22 protein-coding genes are annotated in these 22,781 nt (G+C 63.8%); 7 read left to right on the forward strand and 15 right to left on the reverse strand.

All coding sequences use genetic code 11. The features are described from left to right. The first annotated feature begins 46 nt into the window (after positions 1-46). Positions 47-1,144: a lactonase family protein gene (locus U5A58_RS20460; protein ID WP_321962800.1), complete on the forward strand. Its 1,098-nt coding sequence runs from the start codon at positions 47-49 to the stop codon at positions 1,142-1,144. 25 nt (positions 1,145-1,169) lie between these two features. Here U5A58_RS20460 and U5A58_RS20465 read toward each other — a convergent pair whose 3' ends face one another. The 4 genes from U5A58_RS20465 to U5A58_RS20480 form a co-directional block, all read right to left on the reverse strand. Next, the gene (locus U5A58_RS20465; RefSeq protein WP_321962801.1) at positions 1,170-2,465 is read right to left on the reverse strand and encodes an MFS transporter; all 1,296 of its coding nucleotides are present in this window, start codon (positions 2,463-2,465) and stop codon (positions 1,170-1,172) included. Between the two features lie 125 nt (positions 2,466-2,590). Next, complete coding sequence (locus U5A58_RS20470; RefSeq protein ID WP_321962802.1) at positions 2,591-3,799, reverse strand: MFS transporter; 1,209 nt, start codon at positions 3,797-3,799, stop codon at positions 2,591-2,593. Then, positions 3,796-4,587, reverse strand: a complete 792-nt coding sequence (locus tag U5A58_RS20475) for a DeoR/GlpR family DNA-binding transcription regulator (protein WP_321962803.1) — start codon at positions 4,585-4,587, stop codon at positions 3,796-3,798. Before U5A58_RS20475 ends, U5A58_RS20470 begins: the two co-directional genes overlap by 4 nt. Positions 4,588-4,716: 129 nt before the next feature. Then, positions 4,717-5,748 carry a LacI family DNA-binding transcriptional regulator gene (locus U5A58_RS20480; protein ID WP_321962804.1) on the reverse strand — a complete coding sequence of 344 codons (1,032 nt, stop codon included), beginning with the start codon at positions 5,746-5,748 and terminating at the stop codon, positions 4,717-4,719. Positions 5,749-5,999: 251 nt separating this feature from the next. Between U5A58_RS20480 and U5A58_RS20485 the strand changes: the two genes are divergently transcribed. From U5A58_RS20485 to U5A58_RS20500, 4 genes are read left to right on the forward strand one after another with little or no spacing between them, the layout of a single operon-like run. Then, positions 6,000-7,058, forward strand: coding sequence for a fatty acid desaturase (locus tag U5A58_RS20485; protein ID WP_321962805.1), 1,059 nt, complete (start codon positions 6,000-6,002; stop codon positions 7,056-7,058). 37 nt (positions 7,059-7,095) lie between these two features. Beyond that, positions 7,096-7,419 (forward strand): non-heme iron oxygenase ferredoxin subunit, encoded by a 324-nt coding sequence (locus tag U5A58_RS20490; RefSeq protein ID WP_321939159.1) that lies wholly within the window; start codon positions 7,096-7,098, stop codon positions 7,417-7,419. Between the two features lie 55 nt (positions 7,420-7,474). Then, on the forward strand, positions 7,475-8,509 hold the full coding sequence (locus tag U5A58_RS20495; protein WP_415774264.1) for a sugar ABC transporter substrate-binding protein: 1,035 nt from the start codon (positions 7,475-7,477) through the stop codon (positions 8,507-8,509). Positions 8,510-8,526: 17 nt separating this feature from the next. Continuing rightward, positions 8,527-9,783 carry an NAD(P)/FAD-dependent oxidoreductase gene (locus tag U5A58_RS20500; RefSeq protein WP_321962806.1) on the forward strand — a complete coding sequence of 419 codons (1,257 nt, stop codon included), beginning with the start codon at positions 8,527-8,529 and terminating at the stop codon, positions 9,781-9,783. 91 nt (positions 9,784-9,874) lie between these two features. Here U5A58_RS20500 and U5A58_RS20505 read toward each other — a convergent pair whose 3' ends face one another. From U5A58_RS20505 to U5A58_RS20545, 9 genes are all read right to left on the reverse strand, one after another. After that, positions 9,875-11,002, reverse strand: a complete 1,128-nt coding sequence (locus tag U5A58_RS20505) for a patatin-like phospholipase family protein (RefSeq protein WP_321962807.1) — start codon at positions 11,000-11,002, stop codon at positions 9,875-9,877. Between the two features lie 163 nt (positions 11,003-11,165). After that, positions 11,166-11,906 (reverse strand): GGDEF domain-containing protein, encoded by a 741-nt coding sequence (locus tag U5A58_RS20510; RefSeq protein WP_321962808.1) that lies wholly within the window; start codon positions 11,904-11,906, stop codon positions 11,166-11,168. Positions 11,907-11,928: 22 nt separating this feature from the next. Then, positions 11,929-12,315, reverse strand: a complete 387-nt coding sequence (locus tag U5A58_RS20515; RefSeq protein ID WP_321914977.1) for a DUF1987 domain-containing protein — start codon at positions 12,313-12,315, stop codon at positions 11,929-11,931. Positions 12,316-12,333: 18 nt separating this feature from the next. Continuing rightward, the gene (locus tag U5A58_RS20520; protein WP_321962809.1) at positions 12,334-12,897 is read right to left on the reverse strand and encodes a SiaB family protein kinase; all 564 of its coding nucleotides are present in this window, start codon (positions 12,895-12,897) and stop codon (positions 12,334-12,336) included. A 14-nt stretch (positions 12,898-12,911) separates the two neighbouring features. Beyond that, positions 12,912-14,027, reverse strand: coding sequence for a SpoIIE family protein phosphatase (locus tag U5A58_RS20525; protein ID WP_415774268.1), 1,116 nt, complete (start codon positions 14,025-14,027; stop codon positions 12,912-12,914). A 297-nt stretch (positions 14,028-14,324) separates the two neighbouring features. Then, entirely contained in the window at positions 14,325-14,633 is a 309-nt protein-coding gene (locus U5A58_RS20530; protein WP_321914973.1) for a non-heme iron oxygenase ferredoxin subunit, read from the reverse strand. Positions 14,634-14,678: 45 nt separating this feature from the next. Continuing rightward, positions 14,679-15,749 carry a fatty acid desaturase family protein gene (locus U5A58_RS20535; RefSeq protein ID WP_321962811.1) on the reverse strand — a complete coding sequence of 357 codons (1,071 nt, stop codon included), beginning with the start codon at positions 15,747-15,749 and terminating at the stop codon, positions 14,679-14,681. A 143-nt stretch (positions 15,750-15,892) separates the two neighbouring features. Continuing rightward, the gene (gene alr / locus U5A58_RS20540) at positions 15,893-17,020 is read right to left on the reverse strand and encodes an alanine racemase (RefSeq protein WP_321962812.1); all 1,128 of its coding nucleotides are present in this window, start codon (positions 17,018-17,020) and stop codon (positions 15,893-15,895) included. A 111-nt stretch (positions 17,021-17,131) separates the two neighbouring features. Further along, entirely contained in the window at positions 17,132-18,022 is an 891-nt protein-coding gene (locus U5A58_RS20545; RefSeq protein WP_321914970.1) for a LysR family transcriptional regulator, read from the reverse strand. 102 nt (positions 18,023-18,124) lie between these two features. Between U5A58_RS20545 and U5A58_RS20550 the strand changes: the two genes are divergently transcribed. After that, complete coding sequence (locus U5A58_RS20550) at positions 18,125-18,550, forward strand: VOC family protein (RefSeq protein ID WP_233888430.1); 426 nt, start codon at positions 18,125-18,127, stop codon at positions 18,548-18,550. A gap of 21 nt (positions 18,551-18,571) precedes the next feature. Here the strand turns inward: U5A58_RS20550 and U5A58_RS20555 are convergent, their stop codons facing one another. Beyond that, positions 18,572-19,687 (reverse strand): linear amide C-N hydrolase, encoded by a 1,116-nt coding sequence (locus U5A58_RS20555; protein ID WP_321962813.1) that lies wholly within the window; start codon positions 19,685-19,687, stop codon positions 18,572-18,574. Between the two features lie 209 nt (positions 19,688-19,896). Then, the gene (locus tag U5A58_RS20560; RefSeq protein ID WP_321962814.1) at positions 19,897-20,202 is read right to left on the reverse strand and encodes a hypothetical protein; all 306 of its coding nucleotides are present in this window, start codon (positions 20,200-20,202) and stop codon (positions 19,897-19,899) included. 341 nt (positions 20,203-20,543) lie between these two features. Here U5A58_RS20560 and U5A58_RS20565 point away from each other — a divergent pair, with 341 nt between their 5' ends. After that, on the forward strand, positions 20,544-22,736 hold the full coding sequence (locus tag U5A58_RS20565) for a TonB-dependent receptor (RefSeq protein ID WP_321939141.1): 2,193 nt from the start codon (positions 20,544-20,546) through the stop codon (positions 22,734-22,736). The last annotated feature ends 45 nt before the right edge of the window (positions 22,737-22,781 follow it).

The following is a 22,781-nucleotide window of genomic DNA, read 5'->3' on the forward strand; positions in this document are numbered from 1 at the left end:
CGAGTGCGAAGCTGATTAATAGAAGTAACAAACGGAAAAAGAGTTGATGAAGAAGAACGCAATCTTGCGCGGCGTGGTGGGTGCCGTTTTCGGGCTCGCGGCATCGGTGGCCGTGCACGCAGCTAACTACGTGTACGTGTCGAACGCCGATAGCCAGGACATTTCGGTGTTCCGGCTCGACGCGCAAAGCGGCGCGCTGGCCGCGGTCGAAACCGTGCCGGTGGGCGGCACGGTCATGCCGATGGCGTTCTCGCCCGATCATCATCGCCTGTATGCGGCGCTGCGCTCGAAGCCGTATCGCGTGGTGAGCTTCGCGGTGAATCCGCTCGATGGCCACCTCGTCGAACTCGGGCGCGCGCCGCTCGCGGAGAGCATGGCCTATGTGTCCACCGACGGCACGGGCCGTTATCTGCTTTCCGCTTCGTACGGCGGCAATCTGCTGGCGGTGAACCGTATCGCCGAAAACGGCGTGGCGGGCGACGTGCTGCAAACTGTGAAGACGGGCCCGATGGCGCACATCATTCGCACCTCGCCGGACAACCGTTATGCGTTCGCCTCGGTGCTCGGCGCAGACGCATGGCTGCGCCTGAAGTTCGACGCCGCGACGGGCGCGCTCACCGAAGACGCGCAGCCCGCCTACTCGCTGCCCAAGGATTCCGGCCCGCGCCACTTCCAGTTTTCGCCGGACCAGCGTTTCGTCTATCTGATCGATGAGCTCGACGGCAAACTGCACGTGCTCGCGTTCAACGCGGCGAACAATACGGTCAAGCCGATCCAGACGATCTCGATCCTGCCCGCTGACTTCTCCGGCGACAAGCCGTGGGGCGCCGACGTGCACCTCACGCCCGACGGCCGCCACCTGTATATCTCGGAGCGCACGTCGAGCACGCTGGGCGCGTATCGCGTGAACAAGGAAACGGGCAAGCTCACGCGCATTGGCACGTATGCCACGGAAAAGCAGCCGCGCGGCTTCAATATCGATCCTTCGGGCCAATACCTCTTTGCCGTGGGCCAGCTCTCGCCCACGCTGAGCGCTTACCGTATCGATGCGAAGAGCGGCGCGCTGCACGAGCTTGGCAAGTACCCGGTGGGCAAGGGCGCGAACTGGGTCGAAGTGGTGGACTTCGACGGTTCGAACGAGTAAGGCATAAGGGGCGGCTTTGGCCGCCTTATTGTTGGTGGTTCTCAGTCGCGAAGGTCATTGCCTTCGCTTCGCGCGTGTCTGCGTGCGCTGCGTCGAGACCTTCGATCGAGCGCAACCGCGCGGGCGCGGAGAACGCGATGATCGCGAGTTGCATGGCGAATCCGCACGCCGCGCCCACGAGGCAACTGGTCATGCCAAGCCGCGTGCTCAGGAGCGCGCCGAGCAGGGCGCCAAGCGGGCGCGCGCCGAATGTCGCCGTCATGATGACCGACGAGACGCGCGCGATCAGATCGCGCGGCGTGACGACCTGGCGCAACGCCGTGGTCGAGATGGTCCAGACGATCGGCCCGAAGCCAAACAGAAAGAAAGCTAGAAACACGGTGGCGCGCGAATGCGTGAGCGCGGTGCTTGCCATGAGCAGCGAGGCAAGCGCGGCGCTCAGCGGGCCGAGCAGAATTTGCCTTCCGAAGACGAGGCGCTTTGCGATGAGCTTGTAGAGAAACGCGCCGCCCACCATGCCGAAGCCGTACACGCCAAGCGCAACACCGACGGCCGATGGCGCGAACGCGAGCCGGTGTATCGCGTACCAGGCGAACACGGCGAGCAACAGATACCACGACGTATTGAAGACGAAGGCCGTCGCCACGATCGGCCGCAGATGCGTGTTGCGCGCGATGAACTGCACGCCGTCGAATAACTCGTGTGTGAGCGCGCGTCGCGAACGCGGGCGCGGCGCCTCGGTGGGCAGGCGCGCGAGAAACCATGCGCTGGCGAGCGACAGCGCGAACGCCGCGAGAAACGCGAACACGCCCGACGCCCAGCCCGCAAAGATACCGCCCACGGCTGGTCCCGCCGTATAGGCGATGCTGCGCGCGATCTCGAGCCGCCGGTTGGCGGTGAGCAGGTCGCCCGTTTCGACCATGGCTGCGACGAGCGAGGGCGCGCTCACGCTGAACACGACGGTGCCCGTCGCGATGGCGAAGCCCAGTGTGCCGAGCGTGTAGAGCGAAAGCACGCGCGCATGGAACAACGCGAACAGCACGAAAAGGGCGGCGGCGCGCAGCAGTTCGCTTGCGATCATGAGCGGCTTGCGCCGGCTGCGATCGGCAACGAGGCCGGCGGGCAGCGAGAGCAGCAGGAACGGCAGCGTATTGATGGCCTGCAGCGAAGCGCTTTGCTGTGCGGAAGCGCCTAGCGCCACCACGGCGACGATGGGGATGACCGCAATGGCCATCTGCTCGCTGAATTGCGCCGCGAGACTCGCATGCGAAAGATTGACGACGACGCGCTGTGAGGTGGCGTTTTCCGGCGTGTTGCCCATCGTAGATGTCCCGAAGATCGATCCGTTGCAGGCTGGATGCGGTGGTTTGAACTTCGGGATCGAGTCTACGTAGGGCGGTTGGCTGGGGATATCCGGATCTTGTGCTGAAATTCGATGTGCGCAGGTTACTCCGTCTCAATGCGGTCCGCGTCACGCGCATTCGCCTGTGCGTGCGTTGCCGATTCGCCGGGCGATGCATCCACGTCGCGAACCGCACGGCTGCCCGCAAAGCAGACCGCGAGCGTAGCGAGCACCAGCACGCCAAGCGCTAGCTGCAATCCGACGAGCCCAGCGCCAAAGCCGATGATCGGCGGCCCCACGAGAAAGCCCGCGTACCCGGCGGTGGCCGCCATCGAAACACCGGTAACGGGCGGATCGGTGGTGCGCCCGGCTGCGCTGAAAATCACCGGCACCACATTGGCGAGCCCAATGCCGACGCAGATGAAACCCACAACCGCCGTAGCGAGCGCAGGCGCGGCGAGCACAGCCGCGAGTCCCGCAGCCGAAAGGAGGCCGCCCAGCGCGACCACGCGCACCGCGCCGAGGCGCCGCACGAACGCATCACCCACCATGCGGCAGGCCGCCATGGCGAACGCGAACGCTGTATAGCCGATGCCTGCGCTATCGGCATGAGCGGGCAAGGCAGAGCGCAGGTACACGGCGCTCCAGTCGGCAATGGCGCCCTCGGTCACCATGCAAAGGAACGCCAGCGCGGCGAGCTTCACGACGCTCCCCTGCGGCAGCGCGAATCCGCTGCCGGACGCAGCCTTGGGGCGCGTGCCCACGTCGCGCAGCGAAAACAGCGCCGCGCCGACGATCAGCACGGCGATGGGAATAGCGGGCAGCGCGAGACCGCTTAGGACGCCGAAGCCTGCCTTCTGCAGCACCGTGCCCACCGCTGCGCCCGCCAGACCGCCCGCGCTCCACGCAGCATGGAACGACGACATGATCGGCGCGCTCCACACCTTTTCGATAGCGCTGGCGTGGCCGTTCATGGAAACGTCGAGTGCGCCATTGAGCGCGCCGAGCAACAGCAACGCGGCGCACAGCAGCGGCGCATTAGGCGCGAGCGCGGGTAGCGGGAACGCGGCGACGAACAGCACGCCGAGCAGGGCGGTCGCGCGGCCGCTGCCGAACTTCGGTGCGAGCCGCCCCGCAAGCGGCATAGCGACGATCGCGCCCAGCGCGAAGGCGAAGAGCGCGACGCCGAGCAGCGAGTCGCCAAGGAACAACTTGTCCTTCACGCGCGGCACCTCGACGGCCCACGCGCCAATGCCGAAGCCGTTCGCCAGAAAGACGGCGGTGGTGGCGTAACGTTCGCGCAGCGGTCTCATCGCGCCACCGTCACGTCGCCGCATGCGGCTTTTAGCTGCTTCAGATGGAGTTTCGGCACATCGGCATCGACGACCAGATAGTCGAGCGAAGCACAGGGCGCGATGACGAACGGCGCGGACGTCATCAGCTTTTCGGTGGTGACCGCCGCCGCGATCTGGCCGCTTGCCGCGACCATGGCGCGCTTCATTTCGGCATCCTCAGCATCGAATGCGGCGACGCCTTCCTGTGGGTCGAGCGCGCACGCGCCGAGAAAACAAAGATCGGCCTTGATTCTCTGAATTTGCACGAGGGCTGCCGCCCCCAGCGCGCCCGCGGCTTGCGCGCTCACGCGCCCGCCGATCAGGATGACCTCGATGCCCGGGCGCTCGAGCAGGCGCACGCAGGCCTGCGGCGAAGTCGTGATGACCGTGAGACCGGCATTTTCCGGCAGCGCCGCCGCGATCTCGACGTTGGTCGAGCCCGCGTCGAGCAGAATCACCTGGTTGGGCTTGACGAGCGCGGCGGCGGCGCGCGCGAGGCGCGCCTTGGCTGGCAACTGCTCGCGCATGCGCACGGAGGCGGGCTTGTTGGAGGGCGAGGTGAGCAGCGCCCCGCCGTACACGCGCTTGCAGTGTCCCGCCTCGGCCAGATCGCGCAAATGGCGCCGGATCGTGTGCTCAGAGGTGTCGAGTTGCGCGGCGAGTTCGGCGGCCAGCACGCGGCCCTCGGCGCGCAGTTTTTCGAGGATCAGGCGCTCGCGCTCGTCGGGGAGCAGGCTTTCAATGGCCGCCTGGCGTGTTCGTTGCATGGGGTTCGGCTCCCGTTTGTGTGTCGGCTGACTCGCTTTTGCCCTTTTAAATCGAGCAAAAACGAGCATAAAGTAGCGTAAACGGGCGAGACATGCAACAGGCGGCGCAGTGTGCGCGGTGCAACTGTTTCAGGGGAGCGAATAGCGCGAATACGTTTCGATCGGTACGAGCGCCTGCGCAGGGGGCGTGCCGCCTGCCACCGCCTGGCGCATCTGTTCGACGGCTGTGTGCAGCAGCAAACGCAAATCTTGCGAGAGCAGATAGTCGATCACGTCTGCGCGCAACAGCGGCTCCGTCACGGCGTTCACCTCATGCGTGACATAGAGCGTGCGGCCCGCGAGCCCGCGCTCGCGCAGCGCCGCCGCGAGCCCTTCGTTGCCGCCCGCCACGTTGTAGATGCCGTCGAGCGCGCCGTGCATTTCCATGCAGCGCCGCGTGGCCTCGTAGGTCGCCGCGCCCGAGTCGGCGCCCTTGATCACTTCGACGACATTCACATGGGGAAAGCGCTGGCGCAACAGCGAGCGAAAGCCGATCTCGCGGTCTTCGTGACAGGTGTACGAGAACGTTGCGACCACAACGGCCACGGAGGGCGAGGGCCGACCTTCCAGGTGGCGGCCAACGAGGAACGCAGCCGACTGGCCCGCGGCGCGGTTGTTCACGCCCACGTAGGTGTGGCGCGCGTCGGCATCCACGTCGGTGATGAGCGTCACCACGCCAAGGCCCCGCGCCATACATGCGCGCAACGCCGACGTAATGGGCGGCGTGTTCGTGCAGATGATGCCGATGGCGTCCGCCCCTTGCCCGGCTTCGCGCACGCGCAGCGCGACGTCCTCGTCGCTGGCGCCTACGCAGTTGACCACGTCGAGCGTGACGCCCGCAGCGGCGAACTCGGCTTCGAGGCTCGCTGCCGTGCGCGTGAGCTCTGCGGTGAACGCGTCGCCGGCCTGCAGGAGCAGGCGCACGCGCAGCGCGTTGGGCCCTGCACGCGAGGCCACGGGCAACGCCTGATCGTCACTTGCGCCCAGCTGCCTGAGTGCCGCTTCCACAGCGCTGCGCGTACGCGGGTGCACGCCTGGCCGGTCATTGAGCGCCCGGTCGATGGTTGCGCGGCTCAGTTGGGTGAGTTCCATCAACTGCTTCAGCGTAGGGCGGCTTTTCATCGGATCTCCGCGGCGGGTGGGCATGAACGCATTTTGCCTCAAAATGAGTCATAAAATACGAATATTTGAAATTTATCTCCACGTGGAGAACGTTTTCACGTGCTGGCATTTTAGGTGAAAACCCTTTAATGCTCAAAATGAGTCGTATTAGTCTTTGACGATGGCTCATTTAGAGCCTGTAATTCGCCTCAAGGATGAGCGAATTCAAGGCGGCTCATCAGCGTTCAACGTCATGCACGGGAGTTCGATTCATGTCCGCACAGCAAGGCTCGCCACAGGTCATCACGATGGACGACTGGTACCGTTGTCCGCTGGACCGCAAGGTGCTCAAGGAGGTCACGCGGCGCAACGACAGGGTTGCCCTGATGTATTTCGGCGGCTTCATGGCGCTCGTGCTCGCCGCCGGCGCGCTCGCCTGGTTTGCCTTGGGTACGCTTTGGTGCATTCCGGCCTTGCTGCTTTACGGCACGATCTACGCGTTCGCCGAGGCGATGGAGCACGAGTTGCGTCATCGCACGCCGTTCAGGAGCGAGTGGCTCAACGAGAGCGTGCACTGGGTCATCTGCTTCATGACGTGGCGCGAGCAGATCTATAGCCGCTGGTCGCATGCGCAGCATCACACCTATACGCACCTCACGGCCACGGTGCCCGCCGACGCTGAAATTGCCGTCAAGCGCCCGCCCAATTACCTCAAGCTCGCCACCGATTTCCTGCGCATTTCGCACGGCATCCATCATCTCGGCAACATCGTGTTGCACAGCCTCGGCATCGTCGCGAGGAGCGCGAAGGCCGTGGTGCCCGTGGTCGAATATCGGGCGATGCGCCGCAATTCGCGGGTCATGCTCGCGCTCTACGTGGGCGTTGGCGTGTGGGCTTTTGTTGCGCATAGCGGGCTGCCGGTGGTGTTCCTGCTTCTGCCTCGCGCATACGGCGCCTGGTTGCATGAACTGCTGGCCATTACGCAGCACACCGGGCTGCGCGAGAACGAACTCGATCACCGCTTTTCCACCCGCACGCTGCGGCTGAACCCCGTGCTGCAGTTCCTCTACTGGAACATGAACTATCACGTCGAACACCATATGTTCCCCAACGTGCCGTTTCATGCGCTGCCTAAATTGCGCAAGGCGATCGAGGCTGACTTGCCGCCCGCCTATGACGGTGTGTTCGACGCGTGGGCCGAGATCCTGCACGTATTGCGCATGCAGCGCCACGACCCGGACTACATGGTCACGCCACAGGTGCCCGGCAAGACGGCGGGCGTGATGCGCGAGGACGCGGTATCAAAGGCTTTTGCCGCCGATACGCAATGACGCTTCGGTTACCCGCTAACAGATGGTGGAGACGACGATGAACATTCTTCAATGGCACGAGGTGTGCGCGAGCGACGAACTCGAAGAGGAGGACGTGATGGAGTTCGAGCACGAAGGCGAGCTTTACGCGATCTATCACACGCCCACGGGTTATTACGCTTCCGCAGGGGTCTGCACGCACGAAACGGCGCGTCTCGCGCAAGGTCTCGTGTTCGGCGACATCATCGAATGTCCGATGCATATGGGGCGCTTCCATATTCCCTCGGGCGCGGCCAAGGGAGCGCCGGTCTGCGTGAATCTCGCAACGCATCCGGTGAAGGTGGAGGGCGGCACGATTTATCTCGGACTCGCCGCAGAATGATTCGGCATACGAATCGATGATTCAGCACGATAACGACGAAACTTAGGAGACAGCCGTGAACGTTCCTTTCCTGAAGGTGTTGCCGCTGGCGGCTACGCTGTTTGCACTCGCGCTGAGCCCTGCGGCGCACGCGGACCCCGTCGCCCATTTCGACTTCATTTCGCACGCGCCCGATTCGGACGCATGGTGGAACACCGTCAAGAACGGCATCAAGCAGGCCGATGAAGACTTCAATGTTCAGACCGACTACCGTAATCCGCCCAATGGCGATATTGCCGATATGGTGCAGCTCGTGAATCAGGCGGCGGCGCGCAATTACGACGGCGTGGTCACGACCATCGCGGATTTCGATCTGCTCAAGGGCGCCGTGTCGCGCCTGAAGTCGAAGAACATTCCCTTTATCACCGCGAATACGGGCACGGAGCAGCAGAGCGCAGAGCTTGGCGCGCTCATGCACGTGGGCCAGCCCGAATATCTCGCCGGCAAGGAAGCGGGGCTGCGCGCGAAAGCAGACGGCGTGAAGACCTTCCTGTGCGTGAACCACTACGCGACGAACCCGCTCTCGTTCGAACGCTGCCGCGGCTTTGCCGACGCTATCGGCGCGAACATGAAAACATCGGTGCTCGATGCAGGCACGGACCCCACAGGCATAGAATCGAAGGTGAGCGCGTATCTGCGCAACCACCCGAACACGCGGGGCGTGCTCACGCTCGGCCCGACCTCGGCCGATCCGACGATACGCGCGGTGAAGAGTCTCGGCCTTGCGGGCAAGATCTGGTTTGCGACCTTCGATATCGACACGGACGTCGCAAAGGGCATCAAGGACGGCACGATCAAGTTCTGCACCGATCAGCAGCCGTATTTGCAGGGTTATATCCCGGTTGCGCTGCTGGCGATCATGCATCAGAACCACAGCAACGACGTGCTGCAGGCGCGCACCGTGCTCGAGCAGAACCCGAAATTCCAGCAGCGCCTGAAGGACTATGGGCTCAAGCCCGTGTATGAGGCGCGCAATATCAGCTCCGGGCCGGGCTTCATCACGCCGCAGAATATCCAGCAGGTGTCTGCGCTCGCGGGGCAGTATCGTTGAGCGCGCAAGGAGTCGAAATGAGTGCGGACGATGCCATGGTGGTGATCGGCGGCGGCCAGTGCGGCGCACGTGCCGTGCAAGTTTTGCGCGAAGGCGGCTGGGAAGGCGCGATTACGCTGATCGCCGATGAAGCCGCACAACCGTACGAGCGGCCGCCGCTTTCGAAGGCGGTGCTAGTGGGCGAGCGCACGCCGGAGCAGGGCGCGATACATCGCGAGACGTTTTATCGCGAGCAGCGCGTCGATCTGCGCAGCGGCTGCGCCGCGAGCGCGATCGATTGCGCCGCGCAGACGGTCACGCTCGCGCATGGCGAATCGCTTTCCTACCATCGCTTGCTGATCGCGACCGGCGCCGAGCCTCGCCGCATGAGCGTGCCCGGCGCAGACCTCGCGGGCGTGCATGTGTTGCGCAATGCCAGCGACGCGCTCGCCATCGCGGGCGAGCTTGGGCCCGGACGGCGCATTGCGGTGATTGGCGCGGGTTTCATTGGGCTTGAAGTTGCGGCCTCGGCCAGACAGCGCGGTTGCGAAGTCACCGTGTTTGAAGCGGCGCCGCGCGCGTTGATGCGCGCGGTGCCCGCGGAGGTGGCGCAGTGCCTCGTGGACCTGCATCGCGAACGAGGTGTGGACGTGCGCTTCGACGTGCAGGTGCGGCGCTTCGAGGGCGAAGGGCGCGTCAATGGCGTCGTGCTCGGCGATGGCACTGTCGTGCCTTGCGACGCAGCCGTGGTCGGCATTGGCGTGGCGCCGCGCGTGGCGCTGGCGCAGGAGGCAGGCCTCGCGATCGACAACGGCGTTGCCGTCGATCCCATGCTGCGTACGAGCGACCCGCATATCTACGCAGCGGGCGACGTGTGCTCGTTCGTGCATCCGCTGTACGGGCGTCGCATTCGCCTTGAATGCTGGCGCAACGCGGAAGATCAGGCGCGCGTGGCAGCGCTCAACATGCTCGGCCGCGACGAGGCGTACAGCGCCGTGCCGTGGTTCTGGTCCGATCAATACGACATGACGATCCAGATTGCAGGCTTGCCCGGGTTCGGCTCGACCCGGGCGGTGCGTGCAACGGGGCCGGCATCGAAGGTCTTTTTCGCGTTCGACGAAGCGGGCTGGCTGGTGGGCGCGAGCGGCGTGGGGCAAACGGGCGAGATCGCCCGTGACGTGCGCATTGCGCAGGAACTCATTGCACGCCGTGTGCGGATCGAACCCGAGCGTCTTGCCGACAGCACGACCAAACTCAAATCGCTGCTCGCCGCAGTCGTGCACGGAACGACGTAATCGATCTACTCGGCCGGCGGCTCCACCCGCCGGCTTTTTTCCACTGCGGTCCGAGTGGGGCGATAGGGCCTTCACGGCCTATCGCTTTCTTTTATTCTGCGTCGGCGCTGTAGACGCTTAGGCCTTCTATGGGATCCATCGGTGCCTCCCACGGTCTTGCTTCGATCGCTCGCATGGCGGCGTCGTAGCCAGCGCGCCGGCGCGCGGCAATGCCCGCTGGCGTGAAGTCGATGTCCTTCAACTGGTCGTCGCCATCGAGCCGAGGTGCAGCAAGCTTGATGAGCCGCATGGTCGTTTCGCAGCCCCAGGCCGCCAGTTGCTGAACGTCGGCGGTGTTGCGCTCGGCTTCGGGCACGCGCTTCGCCAGTTCGCGGATCACGTGACGCAAGCGGTGAATCTGCTGCTGGCGCGCGATATGGCTTTCGGTGCGGCTTGCGTACTGAATGTCTTTTTGCCGCTCCGCAATCTGCCAGATGCTTTCCGGTTCCGGGCCCGCCGGATTCCACACTTGCACCGAGAAAATGACTGAACTGTTGCGCGGCTTGTCGTCGAGCACGACCTCGACCGGCGTGTTCGAATAGATGCCGCCGTCCCAGTACGGCTCGCCGTCGATGCGCACCGCCGGGAACGCGGGCGGCAGCGCGCCCGAACTCATGATGTGTTCGACATTCAGGTGCTGGTCGCGCGAATCGAAATAGTGCATCGCGCCCGTGCGTGCGTTCACCGCGCCCACCGTAAGGCGCGGGTGCCCCGCGTTGAGCCGTTCGAAGTCGACGAGAGAAACGAGCGTGTCGCGCAGCGGTGCGATCTCGTAGTAGGACGCGCGATCCACGCCCAGGCGCGCGAGCGGCCCGAACCACGACGCCGGGTTGGGTTGAAAGAACCCGGCAATGCCGCCGCCGATGATCATCAGTTTTGCAAACGTCCTGTCCCAGCCAGGCCCCAAACCGGGCCACGCTGCCACGTCGAGGCGCGTGCGGTCGGTGACGCGTTGCCAGAATTCCTCGAGACGCTCGAAGCGGCGCTCCGGCGCGTTTCCGGCGATCAACGCCGCGTTGATCGCGCCAATGGACGTGCCGATCACCCAGTCCACCTGGATGCCGGCATTGTGCATCGCCTCATAGACGCCGAGTTGATAGGCGCCCAACGCGCCGCCACCCTGCAACACGAGTACGACTTGCCCGGGCAATGCCAGGCGTGCCGGCTGCTTCGCTGTCATCGATCGCCTCGCTGTTTTGGCGCTGTTCTGCTCTACCGACGCGCGATGTCGTGACCAGCATTCTTCATACGCGTCGCGAGTTTCTCCGCACCATTGTAGTGTGGCGTTCGGAAAAGGCACGCGCTGCGCGGCAACGGCACTAAAGGCACCAGGCCGCCGCGTTTCAACCTGCCGAGGCGATTTGCCCTTCGAATGTCACGCAGTTTCGGCCGCCGCGCTTGGCGGTGTACAGCGCGGAATCCGCGAGTCCGTAAGCGGTGTCGAAATCGGTGCCGGCCGGATTGTCGCTCACGCCGAAACTTGCCGTGATGGGGCGGCACACCGGCGCGGCGAACGCGTGACTCGCAATGGCCGCGCGCATGCGTTCCGCGAGTTGCAGGGCATCAGCAATATCGAAGCCCGGCAGGACGACGGTGAATTCCTCGCCGCCCACGCGGCCGATAATGCCGGTCTCGCCGAGAATGCGCCGCAGGCAGTTCACGATGCCCGAGATCACGCTGTCGCCGGCCGGATGGCCAAAGTCGTCGTTGACCTTCTTGAAGTCGTCGATATCGAGCAGGATCATCACGGCCCGGTTCGCGCGCAGCGCCTTCACCGTGCGTTCGATCACGGCGCTGCGGTTCAATACGCCTGTCAGCGCGTCGTGCGTCGCGCGATATTGAAGTTGCTGCGTGAGTGCCTGCATTTCGCGCTCGGCTCGATCGCTGCGCCCGATCAGGCGGCGCGTTTCGCGCATCAGGCGTTCGTAATGCTGGATGAGTTCGACTAGCGCTTCGCGATGACTTTGCGCGGGCGAATCCGGAACCTCGGCAATCGCCCGGGCCCGCTCCAGTGCCTCGCTTTCGCTGCGGAACAGGTCGAGATAATGATCCTTCAATGTGTCCCGCAAGGCAGTCGTTTCCACGCGCGTCGTCCTCAAAGCATTCTCAGGTCGCAACCGGGCAATCATTGAACTTGATTGCCGTGAAGTCGGTTTGCAGTTCCTCGCCGAATTCGAGGATCGTTTCGTCTTCTTCGTCGCGATACCAGTTCACCTGCACCGCGTTGCCTGCCGCCGCCGCGCGATCCAGTGCATCGAACACGCTGAACAGCATTTTCGTGCTCGAACTGTTGAAGTAGGTGAGCGTGACCTCGACCGTGATTGCGGCGCCTTCGCAACCTTTGAGCCACAGGTTGAGCCGCTCGATGATCGGCGTATAGAACGCGGCCGCATGCTCGGGATACGACTCGCCCCGCAGTGACAGCACGTTTTCGTCGAAGCGGAAATCGATTTCCGGCGACGTTGCCGTGGCGGCGATAAAAAGGTTATCCATTTTGTACGCGTGCCCTGGTCAGATGATGGTCTTGAGGCAAAACAGTGTGGTATCCGTATCGTCTTCGCGTGGATGAAACGCGAATTCGAGCGGCGCACTGGCGTCGCGCGCCATCGTCAGAAAACCCAGACCCGCGCCTTTGCTGTCGGCAGGCGTTTCGGCGCGCAGCGACATCTTGTAGGCCTGCTTGATCTCTTCGATCGACATGTTGCGCAGCGGCTCCAGCTTCTCGCGCAAATCGTCCACGGCTGCCGTGGCGATGGGGTTCACGCACACCATGAGGTGGCGCTCGCCTTCAGCGGAAATGCACATCGCGCCTTCGCGAATCGCAGCGCCCTGGCCTTGATCTTCGGAAAGCGCGTCGCACGAGTAGTGCACGATATTGTGCGAGAGCTCGATGAACGACGAAAAGATTCTTCTGCGCGTGGACGTGCTCAGTCCTGCCACTTCCAGTTGCAGCTTCACGACTTCGCTCATCGCCGCGACGATGCTGTGCGAAAAATACCCTTTGTGATAGAAGAGCAAATTGCGCTTCTGTGCGATTTCGAAGAAGCAGCAGTTTTGATCCAGAATTGCAGACATATTGGTGAACTACCTCAGACTCGTGCGAAGAAAAGCGTGACGTCGTCGCGGCGCGCCTGTGAGCCTTGCCACTCGGCGAAGGTCTCGAGCAGGCGCGCGCAGATGAAAGAAGAAGCGTGCTCGCGCTCGGCGAGAACCCGGTCGAGCGTCCGGCGTTTTCCGAAGGCGATGTTACGCGGGCCGCCAATCTGGTCGGTCAGGCCATCCGTGGAAACGAACAGCAGGCTACCGCGCGGGGCGGCAACGGTGTGCTGTGTCCAGGTGTAGTCGGCGAGGCTGTCCACATAGCCCACGCCCATGCGGTCGCCTGCTACGCTTTCGAATTCGGCGGCGTCCGGTCGCAGCACATGCAGCGCGACGCGCGCACCGGCAAAGTGCAGCAGCTGGCTGGCGGCGTCGAACCAGAAGAAGGCGGCGTCCAGGCCGTCGTTGGACTGCGGAGCGTCGCCTGCGCCGTTGATTTGCCCGAGCAGTCCCTTCACGTTGCGATTGACCGCGGCCAGCAACGCGCAAGGGTTGCGCGGTCCGATCTGTTCGAGCGCCTGCGAAAGCGAAGCCGAAGCGAGCAAGGTCATGAATGCGCCGGGCACGCCGTGGCCCGTGCAATCGGCCACTGCGCCGAACCAGCCGTCGGCGAACGCCGCGAAATGGTAGAAGTCGCCGCCCACGACATCGCGCGGCTCCCAGAGGAGCGCGGCATCGGGCAGCATGGTTGCGAGCGTTTCGCGCGAGGCGCGCAGCATGGCTTGCTGGATCACGCTCGCATACTCGATGCTCTGCATGATCTGACGATTCTTTTCGGCCTGCATTTCCGCCACGACGGAGAGCAGGCGCAAGCCATTGCCCACGCCAACGAAGCGGCCTTCGCGCGTCACGATGAAACCGTCCACGAGCGCCTTTTCGCCGACTTCAACGGTTTTGAACGTGAGCGCTTCGATGCTCATGCCCACATCGACGATCAAGGGCTCCTTGTCCATGAACGCGATGCAGCTCTTCTTGTCGTATAGCTCGCGATGAAACGGCTTGCTCATTTGCGACAGGAAGATATCGCGGTTGATGAGGCCGACAGGGCGATCGTTTTCGATCACCGCGAGACTGGCCATATCGCGCCTCGAATAGAAAATCTCCATGACGAGAGAGTTCGAATCCGAAGCGTCGATGGCCGGCACTTCCAGAGCCAGTTCTCCCGCGCTGCGCGGGCCTACGGGAAGTCCCGGACGACGAAATTGCGCGAGCGCGGGGTGCATGACTATCCATTCCGATTAATATGGAGAATCAGCACGCTAATGGCTATTTATGTCATTCTCGTTACATGGGACCGAGTAAGCGCTCAAGTTGGCTTGTTTAATACACCATAATGATCGGCGAGTGGCGCGCTAACGTTTGCGTGGATTTTTTTAGCTTGCTGCGCGGAAAGTTTCTCTGCATCACACTTCAATATAAATCCGTCCGCCTTCTACTTTCGCAGGATACGTAGCGAGCTTTTCGCATACCGGTGCGCAAAGCGGCTTGCCGTCGCGCACGTCGAAGCGGCCATTGTGCTTCGGACATTCGATTACATGGCCCATGACGAGGCCGTCGCTCAGGTGGACATGTTCGTGCGTGCAGAGGCCGTCGCTCGCGTAGACCTCGTCTTCCACACGATAGATGGCAAAGGTGCGTCCGCCGTGGTCGAAGCGCATGACGTCTTCGTCTTCGATATCGTCGAGTGCGGCTGCGTCGATCCATTGGGTCATGGGTTGTCTCCGGTCTTTATGAATGGTTGCGCTGGCAACCGGTTGTCAAGCTTCGGCGTGGCCCGGCACCGGGCGCGCCACGTGATACGAGGGATCGCGTGTTTGCCGCACGAGCGCGGGAATGATTTCCGCGTAGGCGGCCAGGCTGCTGCGGTAGGGCGGCGGCATATCCATTTTCACGACTTCGTGCAGGCGCGGCAGCGCGTGAAAAGGAATCATCGGAAACATGTGGTGCTCGACGTGATAGTTCATGTTCCAGTAGAGAAAGCGGAACACGGGATTCATCATCACCGTGCGGCAGTTGCGCCGGTGGTCGAGCACGTTCTCGGGCATGCCCGCATGCTGCGTGAGGCCGAAGTAGAGATAGAGCCACGCGCCGTAAAGGCTCGGCAGGCCGATATACAGCAGCGGCAGGATCGTGCGAAAGCCGATGCACGCGCCAATCACGATCGCGTAGACGAACAGGCTCAGGCGCGCTTCGCGAATAGCCTTGGGCCATTCGGAGGCGGGCACGAAGCTTTGTTCTTCGGCGCCCAGGTGTCCGCTCGCCGCGCGGATCATGCGCGGCAGTTCACGCGATGCGTGCTTGAGCGCGAAGATGTTGAGCGCGAGCGAAAGCCAGTCGGTGGGGCGTGGCGCGGCGATCTCGGGATCGCGGCCCACCACGAGCGTGTCGGTGTGATGGCGCGCGTGGCTCCATCGCCAGATCGTCGCGCAGCGAAACACCTGGAACGACGCGATCTGATAGAGCACGTCGTTCATCCAGCGTGTCTTGAATGCGGTGCCGTGCCCCGATTCGTGCCAGCGCGAATCGGCGGGGCTGCAATAGAGCGTGCCGTACAGCAGGAACGCGGGCAGGGCCCACCATGAACGCGCGTGCCAGAGGAACCCGGCGAGCACGCCGCTCGCGACGATGGCCGCGTACCAGATCACGGTGTCGCGGATGGCTCGCGCGTCGCTGCGCTGCATCAACTGCTTCATCACCGGGCGCGGCACGACGCACCGGTACCAGTCCGCGTTGACGAGGCCCGCTGCGCGCGCGCGTTCGCCTGCGCCGCCTATGAGGCGGTAGTCCGCGTGATGCGGCGCGTAGGCTTGAGTCTCCTGGTCGGCCACGAGCGTCTCCTTGATGTGTTGGCCACGCGCGGCGTGCGATGCGCCGCGCGTGTCAACACAAAAATAGGTGACGCAAGGCCGGGGCTCAACCGGAAGTTTGACGAAATTTCGTCAGGAGGCTTTCGGCGCGGTCAGACTCGCGCTCAGGCAGCTACGTGCTCGCCGTGTGTTTGCGCTCGTGCGGTGCTGGGGGTCTGCGCGCCATCGGTCACGATCACCGGCACGCGCCGCGCAATCGCGCACATCAGCTCATAGCCGATCGTGCCCGACGCCTCGGCCACTTCGTCCACGCGCACCTGATCGCCCCACAGCTCGACGCTCGAACCGATGCCTGCCTGCGGGCACGGCGTGAGATCGACGGTGAGCATGTCCATCGACACGCGGCCCACCACGCGCGTGCGCACGCCGTCCACGGCGATCGGCGTGCCGGTGGGCGCGTGGCGCGGATAGCCGTCCGCATAGCCGCACGCCACCACGCCAATGCGCATGGGCCGGTCGACCGCGAAGGTGCGGCCATAGCCGATGGTTTCCTGCGGCGCGAGCGTTTGCACGCCGATGATGCGGCTCGTGAGCGTCATGGCCGAGCGCAGGCCGAAGCCTTCCACGTGCCGCGCCACGCCCGTGGGCGACGCGCCATACAGGATCGTGCCCGGGCGCACCCAGTCGCGGTGCGCGCGCGGGTGCCAGAGCACGCCTGCCGAATTCGACACCGACTGCTCGCCGGGAATGTCGCGCACAGCGGCGTCGAACGTGTCGAGCTGCCAGTCGACGTGGCCGTCGTCGGCGTTCGCGAAGTGCGTCATGAGGCTAATTGCACCGATCGACGGGATGGCGCGCGCGCGCTCCCATGCCGCCCGATACGCATGCGGGCGAAAGCCCAGGCGGTTCATGCCCGAGTTCATCTTCAGCTGGATGTCGATGGGGCGCTGCGGCTTCGCTGCCGCGAGCAGATCGAGTTGTTCGACGCAATGCACGGCCACGGTGAGCCGGTGCGCGACGGCAAGCTCCACGTCGGCGGGCTCGAACACGCCTTCGAGCAGCAGCAGCGGTTTGGTCCAGCCCAGTTCGCGCACGCGCACCGCTTCATCGAGGTCGAGCAGCGCGATGCCGTCGGCGCCCGCGAGCGCCGGATAGATCCGCTCGATGCCGTGCCCGTACGCATTGGCCTTGATGACGGCGAAGGCGCGCGAGCCGGCAGCGAGCTGCTTCGCAAGCTGCAGGTTGTGGCGGATGGCGTCGGGGTGAATGCGGGCGGCGATGGGGCGCGGCATAGGCGTTCCTGTGGGTTGGACGGCACGATCTAGTGATTTGTGCAATCGTATTGATTTTCGTCCAGTTATTTTTAATGTATTTTTCGCCTAATTTGGTTTAATCGACTGCGTTCATGGCTCCGCGTCCGTCTGCTGTTCCTGGGCACGGGATTCGAGCAACTGGATCAGCAGGCGCGCAGGCTCGCTGAGCGTGCCCGGCGCGCGATGCACGAGGCCGACATCGCGGTGGAACGTGTGCTGCCCGAGATCGATCGCGCGCACTTTGGCGGGCCAGCGCCGCCATGCCGATGTCTGCGGCACCAGCGCAACGCCCACGCCGTTCGCAACGAGCCCGACGATGGCCTCGAGTTCGTCGAGTTCGCTCAGGTCCTGCACGGTGTAGTGCATGCGACGCAGGAAGCGGTCCACCTGACGTCCGCCGAAAGACGCGCGGTCGTAGCGGATAAAGGGTTGCGTAGCCAGCAGTTCGGCCCAGTCATGGCCTTTCACATGGCGCGGCACGATGAGCCGGAACGGCTCGCGCGCGAGCGTGGTCCAGCGCAAATCGCTTTGCAGTGCGAAGGGTGGCCGGATGATGGCCGCCATGTCGATTTCGCCTGCATCCACGAGATTGTGCAGCTCCATCGAAACGCCCGGAATCACACGCGTGCGGCAGCCGGCACAACGGCGATGGAATTCGGCCAGCGCCTCGGGCACGAGCGCACGCTGCACGGAAGCGATTGCGCCGAGCGTGACGCGCCCCGTCGCCGCGGGGCCGGCCGCGCTCGAACTCAGGCTTTCATAGAGCCGGATGACCTCCTGCGCCTGGGCAAGAATATGCTGGCCCATTGCGTTCAGGCGCGCCGCGCGCCCCTCGCGGTCGAACAGCGCGAAGCCCAGCTCCGCCTCGAGGCGCTGGATTTGCGCGCTCACGGCGGCCTGCGTCAAGCCGATCTTTTGTCCCGCGGCGGCGAACGTGCCTTCTCTCGCCACGGCAACGAGGGTTCTGAGTTCGCGTATCATTCATCAATAATATTTGTGAATCAGAAAATTATATATTGATTTTGTTTTTGCTTTGGTCTGTCTACCATGACGGGATTGCCTTCCAAGACAGTGGAGACACGCATGTCCCTTTCCCCCTTTCACCTCGCCATTCCCGTTTATGACCTTGCAGCCGCGCGCGACTTCTACGGCCGCGTATTCGGGCTTGCGGAGGGGCGCTCCAGCGCGCAATGGGTCGACTTCGACTTCTTCGGCCATCAACTCGTGATTCACGAGCATCCGAAAACGGCCTCGCAGGATCATGCGCACACGAACCCCGTGGACGGCCACGACGTGCCCGTGCCGCATTTCGGCGTGGTGCTGAGCTGGGGCGACTGGGAGGCGCTGGCCGAGCGCCTCAAGACGTTCGGCGTGAAGTTCGTGATCGAACCTTACGTGCGCTTCAAGGGGCAGGTGGGCGAGCAGGCCACGATGTTCTTGCTCGACCCGTGCGGCAATGCGCTCGAATTCAAGGCGTTCAAGGATATCGGCCAGCTTTTCGCGAAATGAGCGTGGCTGCCCGCGCTGCGATCACTGCGCGGACGCGGGCATGAACTTGAACGACGGCGTCGCGACGAATTTGCCCGACACCTCGCCTGAGTACACCTGGCCGGAATCGATGGTGAGCTTCATCACCGGCGCGCCGGGCTTGAGGTCGAGCTTGCTCAGCGAGATCCAGAAGGTGTCGGGGCGTGTGGCGGAATCGAAGTAATAAACGCGGTTCGTCTGGTCCGCCACGGTGCGCCAGATCGTCGACGAAAGATTCGGCATGTTGGGCGTGGTGATGCCGAGCGGCACGCTCACGGAGCGCATGAGGCTCATCACGCTCGCCACGGCCTGATAAGCGGGGTTTTGCTGCGGCACACCGGCCATATAGGCAGGGTCGGGCTTCTTGGGAATCGCATCGAGCAGAAATGAGGTGCGTACGAAGCGGTCGGCCGCGCGATTCGTGCCGGGCAGAAAGGCGAGGCCGCCCACGCCTTTCCAGTACGTGTCGAGCGCGAGTTGTTCGGGGTAGATCGGCGAGTTCGTCATGACCTTGTACGCCTTGTCGTGCATGATCACGAGCTTGCCGTCGATATATTCGAGAATGGCCGAGTCGCCTTGCGAATCGGAAAGCGAGAGGTGGATCGAGATCGGCTTGCCGTCGGGAAGCGGTGGCGCAATGATCTGGAACGGCTCGCGGCCTAACGCGTCCACGGCCTCTCCAACCGTGGCGAAATTGTCGAGCACGTATTGCGCCCACAGGCTGATGGCAAGCGGCGGGTGTCCCGAGTCGGGCTTGCCGTAGTCGGTTTCCGCGAGATAGAGCGCATTGGCCACGAGGCCGCGCTCATTCATGCCGTCCACACTGCCGATGTCGTATCCGGACACCACCACGCTGCCGTATTTCGAGCGCCAGTGCGGCGAGCGCGGGCCCGCGTTGCCGTCGCGTTCGATGCCGGCCGGAAAGACCCAAAGGTTAGAGCGCATGTCCTCGGACCAGTCCATCGAACGCCCGGTGATGACGAGACCGCTATCGCCCACGTAGAGCGCACGCGTGCAGGCTTGCGCGGGATCGACGACGAACGGGGCAGCCAGCAGGGCGAGCGAAGCGGCAAGCACGCAGGCTTTCAGGCGCAGATGCGAACGAAGCGGACGGGACATGATGGCGTTCGAGTTGCAGGACGCGCCGATCATGTCACGGAACTCGCGGTGGGCGGTTCGAACGTGGCCAGGGCGCAAGCACGCCATCGGGTCCGCTATGCGGCGCGCATCGTATGCGGGGCGTGGCGCCGCCAGTTCATTTTAGCGGCTGCCAATAATAATCAGGATCGCTGACTATTGCATGTAGACCGCCGCGCATCGGGTGAACGCTAGGGCTGCTGCCAGTGGAAACGATCGCCGCGCAGGGGTGCGCCTTGATCGTCGAGCTTTTCGTCGTCGGCCGGCAGCGCTTCGAAATACGACGTGCCTTCTTTCTGCGGCCCCGTGTGCAGCGCGGCGCGCGAAATGCCTGGCGGAATAGACGAGGGCGAGGCGGGCGGCCAATGCAGCGTGGCGGGCGCCGCGCTCTGGGGAGAGGGGAGAACCGTGTTTTCGTTCGCCGAGGCGAGGCCCATGGCCCATGCGGCCGGGACCGAAGCCAGAACGATCAGCACGGGGAACGTAGCGTGTTTCATACGCGGCCACCACGTGAATGGACTGACTGGGCCTGTATTTTATGTCGCGACTTAGCGTATTTCCAGGCGCCGGCATCACGCAGAGCAGCAAGGCGGGCGCGCCCGCGGGTGGCTGTCCAATCGAGAAAATCCAAGGCGATTCTTGCGCGAAACAGACGTGATCGGACTAGTCATCGTCCGTTTCGAGCAGTTTTTCGAGGGAATACGTCAAAACTGACAAAAGCCATACGGGTTCTAGGAAAAGTCGTAAGGGTTTGTTAATATCGCCGGCCAGTGATAAATGAGAATGCTTCTCATTGAAGTATCCACAGGCACTGGCGAGACGACCCTTCCAAAACGACATGAACAACCGAGAACACGCGCGGCGCGCTCGACGCACGCAGCCCCGGCCCCTGCGGCCGTTGCATTTTGCGGCCTGGCTTACTTTTGCGGCGGCTCAGGCCGCCGTTGCCCAGACAGCGACTCCGGCCGCCACTGCGCAGGACGGCGCCGCGGCCACCACCAGCACGGACCAGGCGCTGCCCGCAGTGAAGGTGAGCGCGAGCCAGGTTGCCGACTCGCCGCTGCACCTGAATACGCCGGTGTCGAGCGGCGCGCTCGGCACGCGCTCGCAGCTCGACACGCCGTTCTCGACCACCGTCGTCACGGGCGAGAACCTCGCCGAGCGCCAGGTCTACAAGCTCGGCGACGTGTTCGCCGGCGACGCCTCGGTCAGCAACAACAGCAACGCCTATAACGCTTGGGCCACCTACATCACCGTTCGCGGCCTGCCCATCGACTGGCAAAACGGTTATCGCATCGACGGCAATCCGTTCATTTCGTACGGCATCACCATGCCTTACGAGCAACTGGAGCGCGTGGAGTTGCTCAAGGGCCTGGGCGGCTTCATGTACGGGTTTGCGCAGCCGGGCGGTCTCGTCAACTACGTGACGAAGCGGCCGGACAAGGACCCGGTCACGAGCCTCGACGTGGGCTATCGCATGGACGGCGTGCTGAGCACGCACGTGGACCTGAGCCGCCGCTTCGGCCCGGACGACATGTTCGGCGCGCGCCTGAACTACACGAAGGAAGCGGGCAAGACCTATAACGCGGGCGATATCAACCGCAACTCGGTTTCGCTCGCGCTCGACGGCCAGCTCACGCGCGACCTGCAGGTCTGGTTCAACGCGCTTTACCAGACCGTTCGCTCGAGCGGCCAGACGCCCGCGATCTACACGGGCAGCTATACGGCGTCGAGCCTGCCGGCGGTGATCAGCGGCGGCACGAATCTGCTTGGCGGCACCGACCAGCACATCAACACGAACCTGCAGCTCTACACGGCGGGCGTGCGCTACCAGATCACGCCCGACTGGTCGTTCACCACCTCGGGCAGCTACAGCAAGTCGGCGCGCGATCGCAACGAGAGCACGCTCACGCTGCTCAACCAGGAAGGCGACTACACCGACGCGCGCTGGAACGGCGACGAAGGCCATCAGGACATCTACTGGCAGGGCATGTTCGAGGGCAAGGTGAAGACCGGGCCGTTCACGCATCAACTCGTGATTGGCGGTTCGTACCAGCATCAGACCAACAACTACGCGTCGAACTCGATCTACACGGTGCTCGGCGACGGTAATCTGTATCAGCCCAATCCGTGGCGCTACTATTCGGGCTCCGGGCTCGAAACGTATCGCGCGAGCGATATCACGCAGGCTTCGGCGTTCGTGAGCGACACCATGCAGATCACGAGCCGCTGGTCCGTGCTCGCGGGCCTGCGTTACACGAACTATAGTCAGAACAACTACGCAACTACGGGCGAAAAGACGTCGCAGTACAGCCAGAACGGCGTACTCACGCCGACTTTCGCGCTCATGTACAAGCTCGAGCCGAATACGACGCTGTACGCGAGCTACGTCGAGGCGCTGGAGCAGGGCGCGATCGTCGACAGCATCTATGCGAATGGCGGCGCGATGCTGCGTCCGCTGCGCTCGCGTCAGTATGAGATCGGCGTCAAGAGCGAGCACGAGCGCTGGAGCGCGACGGCGGCGCTGTTCCGCATCGAGCGCGGCGCGGCGTACGCGAACAGCGACAACGTCTATGTGCAGGACGGCAATTCGATCTTCGAAGGGATCGAGGCGGCGGGCAGCGTGCGGCTTGGCCGCAGCTGGCAGGTGGCCGGCAGCGTCACGCTGCTCGATACGTGGTACGCGAAGGGCCAGTCGTACAACGGCAATCGCGTAGCCGGTGCGCCGACGTTCGTGGCCGCGGGCCGCGTGACTTACGACGTGCCTTATGTGCAAGGCCTGCAACTGGCGGCGGATGCGAAGTTCACGGGCAGCACGCAGGTGCGTCCGGCAAACAATCTGGAAACCGGCGGCTACATGCTCGTGAACGTGGGCGCGAACTACTTCACCCGCATTGGCGGCCACGACGTGACGCTGCGAGCCGCGATCGACAACATCACGAATCGCCGCTACTGGATGTTCCAGTACTCCGATTACATCGCGCCGGGCGACCCGCGCACGGTCAGCCTCAACGCGAAGATCGACTTCTAGGCGGTCGATCGTCTAACGAGCGGGCGCATGCCGGGGAGCCGGGAT

Source organism: Paraburkholderia sp. J7 (genome assembly GCF_905220155.1).
In the GTDB taxonomy this organism is placed as follows: Bacteria; Pseudomonadota; Gammaproteobacteria; order Burkholderiales; family Burkholderiaceae; genus Paraburkholderia.